Annotated in this window: 15 protein-coding genes; 9 read left to right on the top strand and 6 right to left on the bottom strand. The window is 70.4% G+C overall.

Translation table 11 applies throughout. From position 1 onward, the window contains the following. Nucleotides 1-57 precede the first annotated feature (57 nt). From mprF to C3942_RS13750, 3 genes are all read left to right on the top strand, one after another. Nucleotides 58-2,649 carry a bifunctional lysylphosphatidylglycerol flippase/synthetase MprF gene (gene mprF / locus C3942_RS13760; RefSeq protein WP_207766089.1) on the top strand — a complete coding sequence of 864 codons (2,592 nt, stop codon included), beginning with the start codon at nucleotides 58-60 and terminating at the stop codon, nucleotides 2,647-2,649. Nucleotides 2,650-2,654: 5 nt separating this feature from the next. Next, the gene (locus C3942_RS13755; protein WP_133164306.1) at nucleotides 2,655-3,986 is read left to right on the top strand and encodes a virulence factor family protein; all 1,332 of its coding nucleotides are present in this window, start codon (nucleotides 2,655-2,657) and stop codon (nucleotides 3,984-3,986) included. A gap of 98 nt (nucleotides 3,987-4,084) precedes the next feature. Continuing rightward, nucleotides 4,085-4,576, top strand: a complete 492-nt coding sequence (locus tag C3942_RS13750; protein ID WP_104230927.1) for a DUF456 domain-containing protein — start codon at nucleotides 4,085-4,087, stop codon at nucleotides 4,574-4,576. Here the strand turns inward: C3942_RS13750 and C3942_RS13745 are convergent. From C3942_RS13745 to C3942_RS13735, 3 genes are read right to left on the bottom strand one after another with little or no spacing between them, the layout of a single operon-like run. Then, complete coding sequence (locus tag C3942_RS13745; protein ID WP_104230926.1) at nucleotides 4,564-4,959, bottom strand: hypothetical protein; 396 nt, start codon at nucleotides 4,957-4,959, stop codon at nucleotides 4,564-4,566. The two genes, C3942_RS13750 and C3942_RS13745, sit on opposite strands and share 13 nt — an antisense overlap. Continuing rightward, on the bottom strand, nucleotides 4,956-5,309 hold the full coding sequence (locus C3942_RS13740; protein WP_104230925.1) for an iron chaperone: 354 nt from the start codon (nucleotides 5,307-5,309) through the stop codon (nucleotides 4,956-4,958). Before C3942_RS13740 ends, C3942_RS13745 begins: the two co-directional genes overlap by 4 nt. A gap of 40 nt (nucleotides 5,310-5,349) precedes the next feature. After that, nucleotides 5,350-7,074, bottom strand: a complete 1,725-nt coding sequence (locus C3942_RS13735) for a lytic transglycosylase domain-containing protein (protein ID WP_243393603.1) — start codon at nucleotides 7,072-7,074, stop codon at nucleotides 5,350-5,352. A gap of 308 nt (nucleotides 7,075-7,382) precedes the next feature. Here C3942_RS13735 and pip point away from each other — a divergent pair, with 308 nt between their 5' ends. Both pip and C3942_RS13725 read left to right on the top strand, forming a co-directional pair. Continuing rightward, nucleotides 7,383-8,327 (top strand): prolyl aminopeptidase, encoded by a 945-nt coding sequence (pip, locus tag C3942_RS13730; RefSeq protein ID WP_104230923.1) that lies wholly within the window; start codon nucleotides 7,383-7,385, stop codon nucleotides 8,325-8,327. After that, the gene (locus C3942_RS13725) at nucleotides 8,327-9,760 is read left to right on the top strand and encodes an FAD/NAD(P)-binding protein (protein WP_104230922.1); all 1,434 of its coding nucleotides are present in this window, start codon (nucleotides 8,327-8,329) and stop codon (nucleotides 9,758-9,760) included. Before pip ends, C3942_RS13725 begins: the two co-directional genes overlap by 1 nt. A 129-nt stretch (nucleotides 9,761-9,889) precedes the next feature. On the opposite strand, the gene C3942_RS13720 is transcribed toward C3942_RS13725, so the two are convergent. From C3942_RS13720 to C3942_RS13710, 3 genes are all read right to left on the bottom strand, one after another. After that, nucleotides 9,890-10,411 carry an acyl-CoA thioesterase gene (locus C3942_RS13720; protein ID WP_104230921.1) on the bottom strand — a complete coding sequence of 174 codons (522 nt, stop codon included), beginning with the start codon at nucleotides 10,409-10,411 and terminating at the stop codon, nucleotides 9,890-9,892. Nucleotides 10,412-11,023: 612 nt separating this feature from the next. After that, nucleotides 11,024-12,616 (bottom strand): DHA2 family efflux MFS transporter permease subunit, encoded by a 1,593-nt coding sequence (locus C3942_RS13715; RefSeq protein WP_207766088.1) that lies wholly within the window; start codon nucleotides 12,614-12,616, stop codon nucleotides 11,024-11,026. A gap of 27 nt (nucleotides 12,617-12,643) precedes the next feature. Next, nucleotides 12,644-13,711, bottom strand: coding sequence for an HlyD family secretion protein (locus C3942_RS13710; protein WP_104230920.1), 1,068 nt, complete (start codon nucleotides 13,709-13,711; stop codon nucleotides 12,644-12,646). Between the two features lie 147 nt (nucleotides 13,712-13,858). On the opposite strand from C3942_RS13710, the gene C3942_RS13705 reads away from it, so the two are divergent. The 4 genes from C3942_RS13705 (at nucleotide 13,859) to C3942_RS13690 (ending at nucleotide 18,389) form a co-directional block, all read left to right on the top strand. After that, nucleotides 13,859-14,482, top strand: coding sequence for a TetR/AcrR family transcriptional regulator (locus C3942_RS13705; RefSeq protein ID WP_104230919.1), 624 nt, complete (start codon nucleotides 13,859-13,861; stop codon nucleotides 14,480-14,482). A gap of 19 nt (nucleotides 14,483-14,501) precedes the next feature. Beyond that, nucleotides 14,502-15,761 carry a TolC family outer membrane protein gene (locus C3942_RS13700; protein WP_165797452.1) on the top strand — a complete coding sequence of 420 codons (1,260 nt, stop codon included), beginning with the start codon at nucleotides 14,502-14,504 and terminating at the stop codon, nucleotides 15,759-15,761. A 377-nt stretch (nucleotides 15,762-16,138) separates the two neighbouring features. Beyond that, the gene (locus C3942_RS13695) at nucleotides 16,139-17,089 is read left to right on the top strand and encodes an alpha/beta fold hydrolase (RefSeq protein WP_104230917.1); all 951 of its coding nucleotides are present in this window, start codon (nucleotides 16,139-16,141) and stop codon (nucleotides 17,087-17,089) included. 58 nt (nucleotides 17,090-17,147) lie between these two features. Beyond that, entirely contained in the window at nucleotides 17,148-18,389 is a 1,242-nt protein-coding gene (locus C3942_RS13690) for an alpha/beta fold hydrolase (protein ID WP_104230916.1), read from the top strand. Nucleotides 18,390-18,413 lie beyond the last annotated feature (24 nt).

The following is an 18,413-nucleotide window of genomic DNA, read 5'->3' as shown; positions in this document are numbered from 1 at the left end:
AGTGCCAGAATAACGGTCTTCGCCGGCCTGGCCGGTCCGATGACCGCCGTTCGCCCCATGTCCGCAAGGCCCGCCGCGCCCCCGCCGACCCCCGCCCCTCTCCCTGCCGAAGGACTCTGGCCGCGCCTGCGCGGCTGGCTGCCCGCCCTCGGCGCCCTGTTCCTGACCGTCCTGGTGCTGGCGGCCATCCGCCTGCTGCTGCGGGAGGTGAGCTATGCCGAACTGGCGGCGGTGGTGCGCGGCACCCCGGCCAGCCATATCGGCCTGGCCCTGCTGGCGACGGTCGCCAGCTACGTCGCCCTGATGGGCTACGACTGGTCCGGCCTGCGCTACGTCGGCGCCCGGGTGCCGGCGAGGGTCCTGGCCCTGGCCTCCTTCAGCGGCTATGCCCTGGGCAATACCGTGGGCCTGGGCGTGCTGACCGGCGGCGCGGTGCGCATGCGCCTGTATGCCGCTGCCGGCATCGACGCCGGCCGCATCGGCCAGCTGATCGCCTTCATCGCCCTGGCCTTCGGCGGCGGCATCGTCGCCGTGGGCGCCGCCGCCCTGCTCTGGGGCGCCGGCCAGATCGAGCCGATCGCGCGGATTCCCGCCGCCGGCCTGGAGCTCATCGCCGCCGCCATCCTGGTGCTGACCGCCGCCTTCATCGCGCTCTGCGCCTGGCGGCGCGAACTGAGCCTGTTCGACCGCTGGACCCTGCGCCTGCCGGGGCCGGGCCTGGCGGCGGCGCAGCTGCTGTTCTCGGCCCTGGACATCCTGGCCGCGGCGGCGGCGCTGTGGTTCCTGATGCCGCAGAGCGACGTCGGCTTCCCGGCGCTGACGGCGTTCTACGCCATCGCCATCACGCTGGGCGTGATCAGCCATGTCCCCGGCGGCCTCGGCGTGTTCGAGGCGGTGATCCTGCTGGCCTACCGCGGCCATGCCCCGCTGGAACAGGTGGCCGGCGCACTGGTGCTGTACCGGGCCATCTACTTCCTGCTGCCGCTGTTCGCGGCCGTCGGCCTGCTGGCCTGGAACGAACTGCGCGTGGGCGTGGCCCAGCGCGTGGGCCGCGCCGCGACGCAGCTGACGCCGCTGTTCCTGTCGACGCTGACCTTCGTGGTCGGCGTGATGCTGCTGGTGTCCGGCGTGACCCCGGCGACCGACGAAGCCACCGAACTGCTGGCGCTGAAGGTGCCGCTGGAGGTGGTGGAAGCGGCGCACTTCCTCGGCAGCATCGCCGGCCTGGCCCTGCTGTTCGTGGCACGCGGCCTGCTGCACCGCCTCGACGCCGCCTGGTGGACCGCGGTGCTGATCACCGGGCTCAATTTCTGGCTGGCGCTGCCCAAGGGCGTGGCGCTGAGCGAGATGGCGGTGCTGGGTTTCCTGCTGCTGGTGCTGCTGGCCAGCCGCCGCGAGTTCGACCGCCGGGCCTCGTTGTTTGCCGGCGTGCTGGGCTGGCCCTGGCTGGTGACGGTGGGCATCGTCGTGGCCGCGGTCTCCTGGCTGCTGTTCTTCGTCTATGACGACGTGCCCTACACCAGCCAGCTCTGGTGGCAGTTCCAGTTCGACGCGCATGCGCCGCGCGGCCTGCGCGCGCTGCTGGCCGTCGTGCTGGCGGGCCTGGGCTTCGCGCTGTGGCAGCTGTTCCGCCCGGCCTCCGGCCGCGTCGCCGCCCCCAGCGCTGCCGAACTGGAGCGCGCCGCGGCCGTGCTGCAGGCGCAGCCGGTGGTGTCCGCCTGCCTGGCACTGACCGGCGACAAGAGCTTCCTGTTCTCGGAGTCGGGCCGGAGCTTCATCATGTATGGCAAGCGCAACCGCAGCTGGGTGTCGCTGTACGATCCGGTCGGCGCGCAGGAGGAGTGGCCGGAGCTGGTGTGGCGCTTCATCGAGATGGCCGACGAGCATGGCGGGCGGGCCGTGTTCTACCAGGTGCCGCCGGAGCAGCTGTCGCTGTATCTCGACGCCGGCCTGCGGGCCTACAAGCTCGGCGAATACGCCAGCGTCGACCTCAGGACCTTCTCCACCAAGGGCCCGAAGCTGGCGCACCTGCGCCATGCGGTCAGCAAGGGCGAGCGCGACGGCCTGTCCTTCCAGCTGCTGTCGCCCGGCGAGGTGCCGGCGCTGCTGCCGCAGCTGCGCCAGATCTCCGATGCCTGGCTGGAGCACCACCAGACCCGCGAGAAATCCTTCTCCCTCGGCGCCTTCCTGCCCGAGTACCTGCAGCGCTCGCCGGTGGCGCTGGCGCTCAAGGACGGCAAGCCGGTGGCCTTCGCCAACCTGCTGGTCACCGGCCAGCGCGAGGAGATCGCGGTGGACCTGATGCGCTACGGCGCGGAGGCCCCGCGCGGCGCGATGGACTACCTGTTCGTGCGCATGCTGCTGCACTACCAGGCCGAGGGCTACGCCCGCTTCGGCCTGGGCATGGCCCCGCTGTCGGGCTTCGCCAAGCATCCGCTGGCGCCGCGCTGGCACCGTTTCGGCAGCCTGCTGTTCGGCCACGGCGAATCCTTCTACAACTTCCAGGGCCTGCGCGCCTTCAAGGAAAAGTTCGCCCCCGAGTGGGAGCCGCGCTACCTCTGCGCGCCGGGCGGCCTGCAACCGCTGCTGGCGCTGATGGACATCGCGGCCCTGGGCAGCGGCGGCCTGCGCGGAGTGATCTCGAAGTGAGGGCCGTGATCGCGTCGCTGCTGCTGGCCGTCACCCTGCTGCAGCCGGCCTCGGCCGGCGAGAAGCTGTCGCATGGCCGCTTCGACGACTTCACCCTGGAGCGTCCGCAGGGCGCGCCGCGCAGCTTCGCCTTCCTGTTCACGGCGGACGGCCGCGACCCGCGCGGCCTGGCGCAGGCGTTGACGCAGGAGGGGGCGCTGGTGGCGGTGATCGACACCGGCGCCTTCTTCCGCCGGATGGAAGCCGACGGCGGCGACTGCCAGTTCGCCAACGGCGACCTGGAAAACCTCAGCCGCCACATGCAGGGCTATGCCCAGGTCAACGGCTACTATCCGCCGATCCTGGTGGGCGAGGGCATCGGCGCGGGATTCACCTACGGCCTGCTGGGGCAGTCCGACGGCAGTACCTTCACCGCCGCGCTGGCGCTGGACTTCTGTCCCGAGCTGGCGATGAAGCAGCCGCTGTGCAAGGGCGACGGCGGACTGCGCTCCGCGCGCAACCGGCAAGGCTGGGCCTACCGGCCGGGTGCGCTGCGCGATCCCTTCGCCGTGCTGCAGCCGCCGGAGCCGGCCTGCGACGCTGCCGCGGTGCAGGGCTTCCTGAAGCGGGTGCCGCAGGCCGCGGTGCGCACATTGAAGGCTCCTGCCGGCCCCGTGGCGGTGCGCGCCGCCTATCGCAGCCTCGCCTCGGGCCTGCCGCCGCCGCCCGCGGCGCGGCCGGCGGATGTGGCCGACCTGCCGCTGCTGGAGATGCCGGCGAAGACGGCCGGCAAGGCCTTCGCCATCTTCCTGTCCGGGGACGGCGGCTGGGCGGGGCTGGACCAGGACGTGTCCGACGCCCTGGTGGCCAAGGGGATTTCCGTGGTCGGCTTCGACTCGCTGCGCTACTTCTGGAAGGCGCGCACGCCGGAAGGGCTGGCGGCCGACATCGGCCGCGTCATCCGCCACTACCAGGCCGCCTGGCAGCGCCCGGAGGTCTGGCTGGTGGGCTTCTCGCAGGGCGGCGACGTGCTGCCCTTCGCGCTCAACCGCCTGCCTGCGCCGATGCGCGGGCAGGTCAGGCTGGCCGTGCCGATGGCGCAGACCGAACAGGCGCATTTCGAGTTCCATCTCAGCAACTGGATCGGCGCCAGCGGCACGCATCCGATCCTGCCGGAGATGGACCGGCTGGCCGGCGATGCCGCGATGACCGTGATCTGCGCCAGGGAGGAGGACGAGAGCGTCTGCCGTCAACTCGATCCCAAGCGCCACCGCATCGTCTGGCTGCCGGGCGGGCATCACTTCAACGGCGACTACGCCAAGCTGGCGCAGGTGATCCTGCAGGCAGGGAAGAAATGACGGTCGTCATGCCGGCGAAAGCCGGTATCCAGTCGCGCCGCCGGTCACTCACGTCTCGACTGTGTGCCGGCTTTCGCCGGCATGACGGGTTGGCTTGAATGGACGCGACGCTCTCGCCCTGGCTCTGGATCGCCGTCTTCCTGCTGGTGGGCGTCGGCCTGGCCGGCACCGTCCTGCCGATCCTGCCCGGCGTGCCGATGATCTTCATCGGCCTGTGGCTGGCCGCCTGGATCGACGGCTACGAGCGCGTCGGCGGCTTCACGATGGGCCTGCTCGGCGTGCTGACCCTGCTGTCGGTGGCGATCGACTTCGCCGCCAGCGCGATGGGAGCAAAGCGCGTCGGTGCCAGCCCGCGGGCGATCTGGGGCGCCGCCATCGGCAGCATCGTCGGCCTGTTCTTCGGCATCCCGGGACTGCTGCTCGGGCCCTTCGCGGGAGCCGTGCTCGGCGAACTGTCGGCGCGCAAGGGCGCGGGGCAGGCCGCCAAGGTCGGCATCGCCACCTGGCTCGGCCTGCTGTTCGGCACGCTGGCGAAGATCGCGCTGTCCTTCGCGATGGTCGGAATCTTCGTGCTGGCCTATTTCCTCTGAGAAATCCGGGCCTCGGCGCCCAGGCGTCGGGCTTTCGCCTGGTAGTCCGCGAAGCGGGCGCCGGACAGGTGGCCCGAGCGGCGCACGTTGCGGCCGACGCCGAGACGGTAGAGCAGGGCCTGGGCGTGTTCCGCTACCTCCGGTTCAGGATCCTCCCTTGCGCTGGCCAGCAACAGGGTTTCGGCATCCGCCCGCTCCAGCAGGGCGATGAGGCCCAGGGCCTCCGCGCGCAGGGCCGGATCGTCCTGCTCGCGCGCCTCCTCGATCAGCAGGTCGTATTGCGCGGCGGCCATCGGCAGGGCCTCGTCCTGCGCGCGCAGGTAGTCGTCCGCCGAAGGCGCCTGTGCGATGCCGGACAGGAAGGGGACCAGGATCGAGTTCATGCCCGGCCGCGGGTCCTCGCGGCCAGCCGTGCTTCCACGATGCGCCGGATCAGGTCGCAGGGAACCGGCCGGTCCAGCGGGAACCGCAGGTTGCCCTTCGCTCCGGCATAAGGGGCGGCGTCGCGCAGCAGCTTCGCGTCGCCGCTCACGGGCGGATAGAGGCCGATGTGCTTCCGGAAGCCTCCGAAATAGGCCAGCACGCCATCCTGGAAGAAGGCGGGCATCTGGTAGCTGATCCTCTCGGTGGCCCGTGGCGCCGCCGCGCGGATCGTGGCGCGGACCTGCTGCAGGGCCTTCTGCACCTCGGGCGGGAAGCCGGCGATGTAGTCGTCGATGTCGCGGGCGGCCATGCGGCGGGTCTCCTGTCTGCTCCGCCGGCCTGCGGCGGACTTAGTTCGGCACCTTCAGCTTCTGCCCGGTCCTGATGACGCTGCTCTTCTTCAGGCCGTTGGCGGCGCGCAGTTCGGCGACGCTGACGTCGTAGCGTGCCGCGATGCTCGACAGGGTCTGTCCGCTGGTGACCTTGTGCACGCGGTACGGCGGCTTCTTCGATTTCTTGGAGGGCTTGGGCGTGGCGGCACGCTTCTCCGCCATGGCCTCGGCCTGCTTCTGCTCGCGCGTCTGCTGCGGCTTGGATTCGCCCAGCGCCACGGTGACCGGGCCCGGGCGGGACTCGGCATGCGGCGGCACCTTGACCACCTGGCCCAGGCGCAGCTTGCTGTTCTTCTTCAGGCCGTTGGCGCGGATGATCTCGCCCTGGCTGACGCCGTACTGCCTGGCGAGCTTGCCCAGCGTCTCGCCACGCTTCACGCGGTGCAGCAGGAACATCAGGCGCTGGTTGTCGAAGCGCTCGCCGGCATCGAGCCGGGAGTAGGCCACCTCGAAGGTCTTGGCGCTGCCGGCCGGCACGCGGATCAGGTGGCCCGGCGGCACGTAGAGCTTGCCTTCGATCACTTCCGGCCGGTAGGCCGGGTTGAGCTTGCGGAACAGTTCATCGTCGGCGCCGCAGAGGCGGCGCAGCGTCTCGTAGGGGACGTAGTGCTTGGTCTCGACCACGTCGAAGGCCATCGGCGTGTTGCGCGTGACTTCGCCGAAGTGCTTCTGGTGGTTGCGTTCGACGTCGGCCGCGGCCAGGAACTCGGCGTAGAAGTTCTTGGAGGCAAAGCCGAAGCTCTTGGCCTTGTAGTCGCGGATCAGGTCCGGCAGCACGGCGCCGCCGGTCTCGCGCAGTCCGCGGGCGATGCCGCCGCGGCCGTGGTTGTAGGCGGTGACGGCCAGCGGCCAGGCGCCGAGAGCGCGGTAGTCGTCGCGCAGGTGGCGAGCGGCGGCATCGGTGGAGGTCCAGGGGTCGCGCCGGTCGTCCACGAGATTGTCCAGGCGCATGTAGATCTTCGCGGACGAGGGCATGAACTGCCACAGGCCGGCGGCGCCCACCTTGGAATAGGCCTCCACGTTGAAGCTGGATTCCACCAGCGGCAGGCGCGTCAGCTTCACCGGCAGGCCATAGCCGCGGAAGATGCGCTCCATCTCCGGCAGATACTTGCCCGAGGTGGCCAGGGCGGCCTCGGTGCGCTCGTGCAGGCCGCGCTGGGCGCGGGTCGTGCCCATGGCCTTCTCGAAGCGGTCGTCGTCCTTGATATCGGCGTAGAGATCGTAGATGCGGCGCTCGTCGGCGTTCATCGTCTCGGGATTGCGGCGCTTCTCGTGCACCGACTTCAGCAGTCGCTCGACCTGCGCCTTGACGCGCTCCTCCTCGCTGCTGCGCCACTTGGCCAGCGCGAAGCGGTCCATGCGCACGGCGTCGCCGCGGAAGTCCAGCACGGCGTAGACCTTGTCGGTGTACTCGGCGGAGTGCACCACGCTCTGCAGTTCGGAGTACTGGCCGAAGACCTTGGTCCAGAACTCGACGCGCGGCTGCATCGAGGCGTAGCGCGGGAAGGGGGAGGCCGGGTCGTCCGCGACGGTGACCAGGGGCTTGGCGGCCATCGCCGGGATCGCGCTGGGCGGAGGAGGTACCGGGATCGCGGCCGGATTGGCCGCCGTGGGCGGCGTGGACGGCGCCGCGGCCGGACCGGCCTCGGCCGCGGTCGGCGGCAGCGACAGCGTGGGCGACAACTCCAGCGTTGCGGGAGGCTCCGCGAATGCGGCACCGCAGCAGAGAGCGGAAACGATTAAGATGCTGCCACGCGTTCTGGAATTTCTAGCCGACATTGCTGCTGGGAGTCCGGGCCGCGCGGTGCGCAGCCATCTCTGCGACGATGTTAATGCTCCGGTCCCGTGTGCGCCAAGGCGAAACCGGCGCGGACCGTGACGGCCTGCCGCATCGTCGCATGCGGCTGCCGTCGGTTGTTGTGAATATATATTATAACGCAAGTAATATTCAATACTTTATAACATCCGGCCTCCCGGAGGGATCCTGACGCATGACGCAGCCCTACCCCGCCATCGAGCCCTATCGCACGCAGCGCCTGCGGGTGTCGGCGCTGCACGAGATCTACGTCGAGGAATGCGGCAATCCGCAGGGACGGCCGGTGGTCTTCGTCCATGGGGGGCCCGGCGGCGGCAGCGAGCCCTGGCAGCGTCAGTTCTTCAATCCGCAGAAGTACCGCATCGTGCTGTTCGACCAGCGCGGCTGCGGCCGCTCGACGCCGCATGCGGAGCTGCGCGAGAACACCACCTGGGACCTGGTGGCCGACATGGAGAAGATCCGTGAGCTGCTCGGCATCGAGCGCTGGGTGGTGTTCGGCGGGTCCTGGGGATCGACGCTGGCGCTGTCCTACGCGGTGACGCATCCGCAGCGCTGCCTGGGCCTGGTGCTGCGCGGCATCTTCCTGCTGCGACGCGCCGAGATCGACTGGTTCTACCAGGAGGGGGCCAGCTGGATCTACCCGGATGCCTGGGAGCACTACGTCAGCGCCATCCCGCCGGCGGAGCGCGGCGACTTCGTCCGCGCCTACCACCAGCGCCTGACCAGCGAGGACCCGGCGGTGCGCCGCGCGGCGGCCAAGGCCTGGAGCATCTGGGAGGGAGCCACCAGCAAGCTGTTCCCGTCCACCGACCTGGTGGCGCGCTTCGGCGAGGACCGCTTCGCGGAGGCCTTTGCCCGCATCGAATGCCATTACTTCGTCAATGCCGGCTTCTTCGACAGCGACAACTGGCTGCTGGAGAACGTGCACCGGCTGCGCGACGTGCCCGGCGTGATCGTGCAGGGCCGCTACGACGTGGTCTGCCCGATGAAGTCGGCCTGGGACCTGCACCGCGCCTGGCCGCAGGCGGAATTCCATGTGGTGGCCGATGCCGGCCATGCCGCCAGCGAGCCCGGCATCCTGTCGCGGCTGGTGGAGGCCACCGACCGCTTTGCGGGCTGATGAATCGCGCCGGCACCACGATCGCGATCATCGGTGCCGGCTTCTGCGGCACCGCCCTGGCCGTGCAACTGCTGCGGCGCCCTCCGGTGCTGCCGCTGCAGCTGGTGCTGGTCAACCGCTCCGGCCTGATGGCGCGCGGCGTGGCCTACGGCACCCGCGTGGAGAACCACGTCCTGAACGTGCCGGCCGCGCGCATGGGCGTGCTGCCCGGCGAGGAAAGCGGCTTCCTGGAATTCGCGCAGCGCCACGATCCGCGCGTGACCGGCGGCAGCTTCGTGCCGCGCCGCCTGTACGGGGACTATCTCGAGACCCTGTTGACCGAGGCGGCGGTGAACGCGCCGGCAGGCTGCCACTTCCGCGCCGTGGTCGGCGAGGTGGAGCGCATCATGCCGGCCGGCGGCGGCGGCGAACTGTGGCTGGCCAACGGCGACCGCCTGCGGGCCGACCAGGTGGTGCTGGCGCTGGGCCACTACTCGCCGGCGGATCCGCCGGTGCCGGACGCGCAGCGGGGCTTCTACAGCAGCCCGCGCTACGTGCGCGATCCCTGGCGGCCCGACGCGCTCTGGGGCGTCAAGCCGGACCAGCCGGTGCTGCTGGTCGGCAGCGGGCTGACCATGCTCGACATCGTGCTGGACTTGCGCGCACGCGGCCACCAGGCGCCGATCCATGCGTTGTCGCGCCGCGGCCTGCTGCCGCTGGCGCACCGTGAACTGGAGCTGCCTCCGGTCTATGACGAGGCCCTGCCCCGGCACATGCTGGCGCGGCCCGGCGCGCGCCACTACCTGCACTGCCTGCGCGCCGCGGTGGCGGACGCCGCCGCGCAGGGCGGCGACTGGCGCGACGTGGTCGGTGCGCTGCGCGCGCCCACGCGCGATCTCTGGCGCGCCCTGCCTGCGGCCGAGCGCCGCCGCTTCCTGCGGCACCTGCGGCCGTACTGGGAGGTGCATCGCCATCGCTGCGCCCCGCCGCTGGGCCGGCGGCTGGAAGCCGAGCGGGCCGCGGGCGGCCTGCAGCTGCTGGCCGGGCGCATCCTCGGCTTCGACGAGCGGCCGGATCGCGTCGTGGTCGAGCTGCGGCGCCGCGGAGCGGCCGCGCCGGAGCGCCTGGAGGTCGGCGCCGTGGTCAACTGCAGCGGTCCCGAGGCCGACACGCGCCGTTCGCGCGAGCCGCTGCTGGCCGCGCTGCGCAGCGACGGGCTGGCGCTGCCCGACGAACTGGGCCTGGGCCTGGAGATCGACCTGGAGAGCTACGGCCTGCGGGACCGGCAGGGCGTCGCCTCGTCCTGGCTGCGCTATGTCGGTCCCTTCCTGCGCGCGCAGGACTGGGAAGCCACTGCGGTGCCGGAACTGCGCCAGCACGTCACCCGGCTGGCGGGCCGCCTGCGCGGCGATCTGGCGCAGCCGGAGCCGCAGCGCCTGCGCTACCTGCTCTAGGGAACCTCTGAAAAGGTCCGTTCGTGCTGAGCCTGTCGAAGCGCGGGCGGATTTTCCCACTGCCGGTCAACGAGTTGCCCCCCACCCTTCGACAGGCTCAGGGCGAACGGCAACTTTTTCAGAGCGTCGCTAACCGCGCTCGCTGCCGGAGCGCAGCACGCGGATGTTCTCCGCGTGCGCCAGGCGGTTCTCGCGGCGCAGCTGCGCCTCCTCGTAGCGCAGCTTCTCCACCGCGGTCTCCGGCTGCAGCGGCGCTACCGGGCGCGGCTTGCCGGCGCCGTCCAGCGCCACGAAGGTGAGATAGGCGGAGAGGATGTGGCGGCGGTTGCAGCCGTCGTAGCTCTGCGCGTCGACCTTCACGCCCACCTCCATCGAGGTGTTCCAGGCACGGTTGACCGAGGAGTTGAAGATCAGCACGTCGCCGCGCCGCGCCGGCGCCACGAAGTGCACCGCATCGACGCTGGCGGTGACGCAGACGCCGCCGGCGTGACGGTCGGCCACCACCGCCGCGAAACGGTCCATCTGCGCCATGATCAGGCCGCCGAAGACGGTGTCGTTGGCGTTGAGGTCGTTGGGGAACACCATGTAGACCTGCTCGCGCACGGCGGAGAAGGACACGGGGCGGGCGGGGAGGGCGAGGGACTGGTTCATGTCGATATCCTATCTCTCTGCTGAGCATACAGCCTTGAGAATCCGAGTCTTCAGATTTTGCTCCCTCTCCCCGCTTGCGGGGAGAGGGTTGGGCGAGGGCATGGATGCCCGAGGTAGGGCGACGCATGGAGCGGTTGCCGAGTGAGGGGCGGGCCTTCGCTCAGAAACCAAAGCGGTGATGCCGGCGACTACGCCGGTCAGGCATCCGTGCAACATGGGCCCGACCATCAAAAACATTCGCTTCCGCTCACCAAGATTCGGAAGAGTGATTCCAAACTAACCTGGGCTGATCTTTCCCAGATCAGAGAAAAGCTCTAAGCCCCTCTGCCCTGAGCCTGTCGAAGGGTGAACGCGTTCAGTTAGCCAGCCCAGCGCGCAAAGAAATACGGAACTCCGTTAGGAGCCCAGCCACCTCAAAACTAAAATATCTCCACGAGCCCAGGTGCACCTCGGGCTACAGGCGCAAGGCTCCGCGCCGACACAGGAGGTTCGGCAGACAACCGGGTAGGGCTCTGCCGCTGCAACCGCGAAAGGGTACTGGGACCGCCTGTCTCTTTTACAAGATAGACGTACTGCCCGCCGGGCCCGCAAGGGCCCGGTGCGGCAGCTTGTTCAGTGCGCGCCGCCCTCGGCACCCGGCGGTGCGCGCGGCTTTTCGATCAGCGGCAGCAGCAGCGCCAGGCTGGCCACCAGGATGGCCAGGATCAGCAGCAGGTCGTTGAAGGTCATCACCAGGGCCTGCTGCGCGACACGCCGGGCGAAGATGCCCACCGCGGCCGGCTGGGCATCGGTGCCCAGCATCGGCGACAGCGTGCCGGTGGCGGCGATGGCGGCCTCGCGCACCGGCGTGCGCGACAGGTTCACGGTCTCGGCCAGGTGCGACCAGTGCATGGACTGGAGCCGCGACAGCATCGTGTTGATCACCGCCAGGCCGATGGCGCCGCCGAGATTGCGCATCAGGTTGAACAGGCCGCTGCCGTTCTTGATGTCCTCCGGCGGCAGCGTGCCCAGGGCCAGGCCGGTCATCGACACCATGCAGAACATGAAGCCGTGGCCGCGCAGCAGTTGCGGCAGCAGGAACTGGTCGAGGCTGGACTGCGCCGTGAGGTTGGCATTGAGCCAGGTGCCCAGGGCCACCGCGAACAGCCCCCAGGCCAGCATGATGCGCAGGTCCAGGCGCTTCTGCGCCTGGCCCGCCAGCGGCGCGGTCAGGAACATGGCGATGCCGGTCACCATCATCACGTGGCCGATCTGCAGCGAGCTGTAGCCGCGCACGGTGCCGAAGAACAGCGGCACCAGGTAGACGATGCCGTAGAGCATCACGCCCACCACGAAGGCCACCACGGCGCCGGCGGCGAAGTTGCGGTTGCGGAACACCCGCAGGTCCACGATCGGTTCCTTGTGCGTCAGCGAGCGCCAGAAGAACAGCGCGCCGGCGACGATCGCCACGAAGAACAGCGGGCGCACCGTGTCGTCCTCCAGCCAGTCGTGGCGCGGGCCCTCGTCCAGCACGTATTCCAGGCTGCCGAGGAACATGGCCATCAGCGCCAGGCCGATAAAGTCGATGCGGCGTGCCAGGCTCCAGTCGGGCTGGTCGATGTGCACCAGGTTCCAGACCACCAGGGCCACCAGCAGTCCCGGGATGAGGTTCACCAGGAACAGCCAGTGCCAGGAGAAGGCGTCGGTGAGGTAGCCGCCGATGGTCGGGCCCAGGGCCGGCGCCAGCGTCGACACCAGGCCCAGCGACACCAGCGGCACGGTGCGCTTCTCCGGCGGGAACACCATGAACATCGCCGCGAAGGTGGTGGGGATCATGCCGCCGCCGAGGAAGCCCTGCAGCGCGCGGAACACCACCATGGACTCGATGTTCCAGGCGAAGGCGCAGGCCAGCGAGGCCAGCGTGAAGCCCAGCGCGCTCATCACGAAGTAGACGCGCGTGGACAGCAGGCGCGACAGGTAGCCCGACAGCGGGATCGCGATGACCTCGGCGATCAGGTAGCTGGTCTGCACCCAGGTCAGTTCCTCGGCGCTGGCCGACAGGCCGGCCTGGATCTGGTTGAGGCTGCTGGCGACGATCTGGATGTCCAGGATCGCCATGAAGTTGCCGAACACCATCGCCACGAAGCCGATCCAGGCGCGCAGCGCCAGCGCGCGCTGCTCCGGGCTGCCGGGCGGCGGGGCAGGAGTGTCGGCGACGGTGTTCACGGCGGTGCCGGAGCGGTCGGGGAGCGGCTACTGCGCGCTGGCGGTGCTGACGGCGTCCGGGCCGGTGCGGGTGTCCACCGATACCTCCACCGACATGCCCGGGCGCAGCAGGCCGGCGAGTTCGCCGGCATTGTCGAACACCAGCTTCACCGGCACGCGCTGCACGATCTTGTTGAAGTTGCCGGTGGCGTTGTCCGGCGGCAGCAGCGCGAACTCGGCGCCGCTGGCGGGCGAGACGCTGTCGATGCGCGCGGTCAGCGGCTTGTCCGGGAAGGCATCCACCTTGATCTCGGCGGACTGGCCCACGCGCATGCCGGTGAGCTGCGTCTCCTTGAAGTTGGCTTCCACGAACACCGCCTGCAGCGGCACCAGCGACAGCAGGCGCAGGCCGGCGTTGACGCGTTCGCCGACGCGGGCGGCGAGGTCGCCCACCACGCCGTCCACCGGGGCGCGCAGTTCGGTGGCGGCGAAGTCGATCTCGGCCAGCTTGAGCATGGCGCGGGCCGCTTCCAGTTCGGCTTCCTGCCGGGCGCGGTCGGCGTCCAGCGTCGCCGACTGCTGGCGCGCGGCGGCCACGCCGGCCTGCGCGCGTTCCACCTGGGCGCTGCCGGACTTGTAGGCGGCGCTGGCGGTGTCCAGGCGCGCCTGGTTGGCCACGCCCTCCTTCACCAGGCGGTCGGCGCGCTGCCAGTCCTTCTCCAGTCGCTGGCGGTCGGCGCTGGCGGCCACGGCGGCGGCCTCGGCCTCGCGGATCATCGCGGCCTGGTAGCTCTTCTGCTCGGCGTTGGCCTTGAGCGCGGCCTCGCGCACGGCGACGGCGGCGCGGGCGTTCTCCAGCTTGGCCTCGTAGTCGCGCGGGTCGATGCGGGCCAGCAGGTCGCCCTTCTTCACCGTCTGGTTGTTGCGGACCGCCACCTCGACGATCTCGCCGCTGATGCGCGGCGTGATCGCGGTGATGTCGGCGCGCACGTAGGCGTTGTCGGTGGACTCGATGAAGCGGCCATGCAGCCACCAGCGCGCGCCCAGGGCGATGGCACCGACCAGCAGCGTGCCCAGGATGATCAGGCGCAGGCCCCGGCGTTTTTCGGCAGTCATGGTGCAGCTCCTCGGTGTCTCGGTCCGCCGGGTGCCGGGCTGGGTACCGGGCTTGTCGGGGGGCGGGGTAGGGTGGTAATGTACTGAACGTTACAGTTCATTCTCTGCCTGCCCGTGCCGAAAGTCAAACCGCAAAAGACCCCCCCGATGCCGGCCACCCGGCGGGGCGAACTGCGCCGGGCGGCCCTGCTGGATGCCGCCCGCGATGTCTTCCTGGAGCAGGGCTATGCCCGCGCCAGCATCGACGAGGTGGTGCAGCGCGTGGGCGGGTCCAAGGCCACGGTCTACCAGTACTTCGGCAGCAAGGAGGGCCTGTTCGGCGAGATGATCGCCCACCAGTGCCAGCAGCTGATCGACAGCGCCGAGTTCCCGGGGCGCGGCAGTGCCCCGGGAGCGGACATCGAGCAGGTGCTGCTGCAGTTCGCGCGCCGCGTCGTGCAGCTGTTCCTGGCTCCGGGCCGCATCGCCATGCACCGCGCCATGATCGCCGAGGCGGGCCGTTTCCCCGAGTTGGCGGAGCGCTTCTACGATGCGGGCCCCAAGCGCGGCCTGGCACTGTTGTCCGGCTACCTGCGCGGCCAGCACGAGGCCGGCGTGCTGGACTGCCCCAAGCCCGACTGGTCGGCGGTGCAGTTCATGAACCTGGTCCGTACCTATCCGATGTTCCGCGCCCTCCACGGCATGCAGCCGATGCCCGAGGGCGACGATCTCGACGAATTCCTGCAGCACGCGGTGCGCCTGTTTCTCAATGGCTGCCGCATCCAAGGCTGAAGTTGTCCGGAGACAAGCGATGAAGCACCCTGTCCTGATTGCGCTGCTGCTGGCCGCTCCCGCGGCCCAGGCCCTGACCCTCAACGAGGCGGCGCAGGCCGCCCTGCGCAGCGATCCGCGTATCCAGGCGGCGGACGCCGATGTCGCGGCGGCGGCCGGCGGACTGGACCTGGCTCGCGCCGGCTACCGGCCGACCCTGGGCGCCTCGGCCGACATCGGCCGTTCCGATTTCCAGGTGGACTCGCCGTTTCCGCCCTCGGGCACGCGCACGCCCAATTCCGCGGGCGTGCAGCTGACGCAGCCGATCTATGCCGGCGGCCGCATCGACGCCGCCTACGATGCCGCGGCCAGCGACGCCGACGGTGCCGGCAGCCGCCAGGCCGCGACGCGCCAGCAGGTGCTGTTGGCCGCGGTCAATGCCTATCTCTCGGTGGCGCGCGACCGCGTGGTGATCGATCTGAACGAAGCGAACCTGCGCGCGCTGAGCACGGCCGGCGGCGACACGCAGAAGCGCTTCGACGCTGGCGAGGCCACGCGCACGGATGTCTCGCAGGCGCAGGCGCGCGTGGCCGGCGCGCAGGCCGAACTGGCCGGTGCCCGCGCCGCGCTGCGCGCCTCGGCGGCGAGCTTCGAGCGCGTCGTCGGCGCCGCGCCGGAGGCGCTGGCCGAAACCGCGGCGGAGCCGGCGCTGCCGGCAACGCTGGCGGAAGCACTGCAGCAGTCGCGCGGCTCGCCGCTGCTGCGCGAGGCGCAGGCGCAGCAGCGTGCCGCCAGGGCCGGCGTTGCCGGCGCGCGCGCGGCGGCGATGCCGACGCTGTCCTTCGACGCACAGGCCAGCACGGCCGACAACACCGACTTCGGCTACGAGCGCATCGACCGCTGGTCGGCGCTGGTCAAGCTGCAGGTTCCCCTCTACCAGGGCGGCGGCCTGCGTGCCCGCGTGCACGAGGCCGAGGCGCGCGAGACGCAGGCCGGCGCGCTGGCGGCCGACGCGCAGCGCGCGGTGGACGAATCCGTGATCCAGTCCTGGGAGGCGCTGCAGGCGGCGCGCGACCGCGTGCCGGCCTACGAGGCGCAGGTGCAGGCCGCGGAGTACGCGCTCGACGGCGTGCGCAAGGAACTGCAGGTCGGCAGCCGCACCACGCTGGACCTGCTCGACGCCGAGCGCGAGTTGCTCGCCGCGCAGGTGAACCTCGCCAACAGCCGCCGCGACCGCACGGCCGCGGCGTATCGCCTGCTCGCCGCTTGCGGACAGCTGGAGCTGGCGGCGATCCGGTAGCGCCTGCATGGGCAGTTGCCGTTCGCCCTGAAGACCGGAGCACGTCGAAGGATCGGAGGGGAAGGCGGCAAAGCGCCGGCAGGCTCAGTGCGAACGGACCTTCTCCTTCATGGGCGCCCCCGGCGTGCCTGCCGAACCCCGCTTCGCTTCCCCGGGGTGGCGCCCCGCGCCGCAATGGCGTAAGAATGCGGGGCAGGACCTGCCCACAGGGAGTGGCGGGCCATAAGAAGAAGGGGAGTCGAAACCGTCCGTCGCCGCCCGGCGACCGCAGGCCCGGACCTGCGCGCAGGGGCAGGGCAGCATGCCCATAGTGCGGACACACCTGCGCGGAAGTCGCGGGTTCTCCCAAGAAGGTTTGCCCGAAGGATTGCGACGACATGCCGCACGTGACGCTGCGCGATGGTGCGCGGATGCATTACTGGGACATCGGCCGGGGCCCGGCCTGTGTGCTTCTCCATGGTTTCGGCATGCACGGCTGGATGTGGCTGCCGCTGGTGGCGCCGCTGGCGCTGCGCAACCGCTTCATCCTGCCGGACCTGCGCGGCTTCGGCCGCTCGCACCTGCTGCCCATCCGCAAGTACAACGCGCTGGAGCAGCATGCCGATGACCTCGAGGACCTGCTGACCGCGCTGGACCTGAAGCAGCCGGCGCTGGCCGGCATGTCGATGGGCGCCTGCACCTCGCTGGAGTACCAGCGCCGCTACGGCTTCGACCGCGTCTCCGGCTATCTCAACATCGACAATCCGCCCTGCGTCACCGGCAAGCCCGGCTGGCCCTGGGGCCTGTTCGGCGAGCGCCACCTGGTGTTCCGCAACGAGCTGCGCGAGCTGATCGCCGACATGGGCGAGCATGCTCCCTACACGCGCTTCGAGGAGCTGCCGAAGACGCTGCGCGGCCGCATGTGGCAGCACCTGGCGCAGTTCGGCATGGACGCGGTGGAGAACCGCGGCCTGCAGCGCCTGTTCAGCCTCGGCCGCTTCGAGCCGCTGATCAAGCGCCTGGCGGGCACCGGCCAGTGGCGCGTGTATCTCGACATCATGCGCACCTATGCCGAGCTGGACCACGACTGGCGCGACTCGGTGGGCCGTACCCAGGGCAAGATTTTCCGCGTCTTTGCCGGCACGCATTCCAGGCTGTACCCCATCGAGGGCCAGATGGCCTTCGCCCGCTACGTGCCCGATGTGGAGATCGTGCGCTTCGAGGGCGCCGGCCACTGCGTGCAGTTCGACTCGCCGGCGCTGTTCACCCGCGAACTGGGCCGCTTCCTGGACGACGTGCACCGCCGTCCGCAGCGAGTGGCCGCAGAGCCACAGCGCCTGCGGGCCTGAACCGCTATTCTTTCCCGGTGCACAGGAGCGCTAAGCTCCTGTGGCCGGGAGAGAAGAGATGAACCGACTGCAGAAGGAGGCCCTGGACCAGGGCCTGAAGCTCCACGAGCGCATCGCGGCGATGGCGGACAACGCCTTCGACTGGCTGTTCCTGCGCGAGACCCTGATCAAGTCGGGGCTCACGCCTTTCGAGACGGTCTACGCCGGCGACCCGATGTCGCTGCGCTACTACCCGCCCCCGGCGGAATCGAGCATCGAGCTGGCCGACGGCAGCCGCATGGGCGTGCGCGAGCAGCGCCACCCCGTGCCGCTGGTCCTGGTGCCGCCGCTGGGCGTCACCACCGAGACCTTCGACCTGCTGCCGCAGCGCAGCCTGGTGCGCTATCTCTCCGCGCGCGGCTTCCATGTCTATCTGATCGACTGGGGCAAGCCCGCGAAGCGCCACGCCGGCCTTGGGCTGAAGGACTACGCCATCGACATGTTCGGCACCGCCCTGGCCGAAGTGCGCGCGCATTCCGGCGTCAAGGAGGTCTCGCTGATGGGCTGGTGCATGGGCGGCCTGCTGTGCCTGATGCACATGGGCTTCTCGCAGGACAAGCACATCCGCAACCTGATCACCATCGCCAGCCCCATCGACCTGCGCGGCGGCGGCATCGTCGCCCGCAGCGCCACGGTGCTGAACACGCCGGCCAAGCTGGTGCGCCGCTTCAGCTCGCTGCGCCTGCACATGCTGGACCCCATCCGCCTGCATGCGCCGGGCTGGCTGACCACGCTGGCCTTCAAGATGACCGATCCGGTCGGCGCCATCACCACCTACTGGGACCTGCTGGCGCGCCTCTGGGACCGCGACTTCGTCGAGAGCTATTCCACCACCGCGGACTACCTGAACAACATGCTGCTGTACCCCGGCGGCGTGATCCAGGACATGGTCGTGAAGATGGCCATCGACAACCAGCTCGCCGCCGGCCGCATCGAGGTGCGCGACCGCGTGGCGGACCTGACGAAGATCAAGGCCAACCTGCTGGTCTTCGCCGGCGACAGCGACATCCTGGTGCCGGCGCAGATTGCGCGCCGCAGCATCGACGTGGTGGCCTCCAAGGACAAGGAGTTCCGCGTGGCACCCGGCGGGCACATGGGCGTGATCCTGGGCAGCGGCGCGCCCCGGTCCGTGTGGGAGGCGAGCGCGCTGTGGCTGGACGAGCGCTCCGGCCTCGAGGAAGCGCCGACCCGGGAAACCGCCGCCACCGCCTCGCTGCGTCGGGCGCGGCGCTCCCGCATCGCCGACGATCCGACGCTGTAGCGGACGGAGGGCAGGGCGCCGCAG

It is taken from the genome of Solimonas fluminis (assembly GCF_002930645.1).
Taxonomy (GTDB): Bacteria; Pseudomonadota; Gammaproteobacteria; order Nevskiales; family Nevskiaceae; genus Solimonas_A; species Solimonas_A fluminis.
Note: the sequence above shows the minus strand (reverse complement) of the source record. Positions and strands in the feature narration are given on the sequence as shown.

Excerpts from the sequence above, each read along its gene's own strand:
- mprF (WP_207766089.1), top strand. The coding sequence starts at position 58 with ATGTCCGCAAGGCCCGCCGCGCCCCCGCCGACCCCCGCCCCTCTCCCT.
- C3942_RS13750 (WP_104230927.1), top strand. The coding sequence starts at position 4,085 with ATGGACGCGACGCTCTCGCCCTGGCTCTGGATCGCCGTCTTCCTGCTG.
- C3942_RS13745 (WP_104230926.1), bottom strand. The coding sequence starts at position 4,959 with ATGAACTCGATCCTGGTCCCCTTCCTGTCCGGCATCGCACAGGCGCCT.
- C3942_RS13740 (WP_104230925.1), bottom strand. The coding sequence starts at position 5,309 with ATGGCCGCCCGCGACATCGACGACTACATCGCCGGCTTCCCGCCCGAG.
- pip (WP_104230923.1), top strand. The coding sequence starts at position 7,383 with ATGACGCAGCCCTACCCCGCCATCGAGCCCTATCGCACGCAGCGCCTG.
- C3942_RS13725 (WP_104230922.1), top strand. The coding sequence starts at position 8,327 with ATGAATCGCGCCGGCACCACGATCGCGATCATCGGTGCCGGCTTCTGC.
- C3942_RS13720 (WP_104230921.1), bottom strand. The coding sequence starts at position 10,411 with ATGAACCAGTCCCTCGCCCTCCCCGCCCGCCCCGTGTCCTTCTCCGCC.
- C3942_RS13710 (WP_104230920.1), bottom strand. The coding sequence starts at position 13,711 with ATGACTGCCGAAAAACGCCGGGGCCTGCGCCTGATCATCCTGGGCACG.
- C3942_RS13705 (WP_104230919.1), top strand. The coding sequence starts at position 13,859 with ATGCCGGCCACCCGGCGGGGCGAACTGCGCCGGGCGGCCCTGCTGGAT.
- C3942_RS13700 (WP_165797452.1), top strand. The coding sequence starts at position 14,502 with ATGAAGCACCCTGTCCTGATTGCGCTGCTGCTGGCCGCTCCCGCGGCC.
- C3942_RS13695 (WP_104230917.1), top strand. The coding sequence starts at position 16,139 with ATGCCGCACGTGACGCTGCGCGATGGTGCGCGGATGCATTACTGGGAC.
- C3942_RS13690 (WP_104230916.1), top strand. The coding sequence starts at position 17,148 with ATGAACCGACTGCAGAAGGAGGCCCTGGACCAGGGCCTGAAGCTCCAC.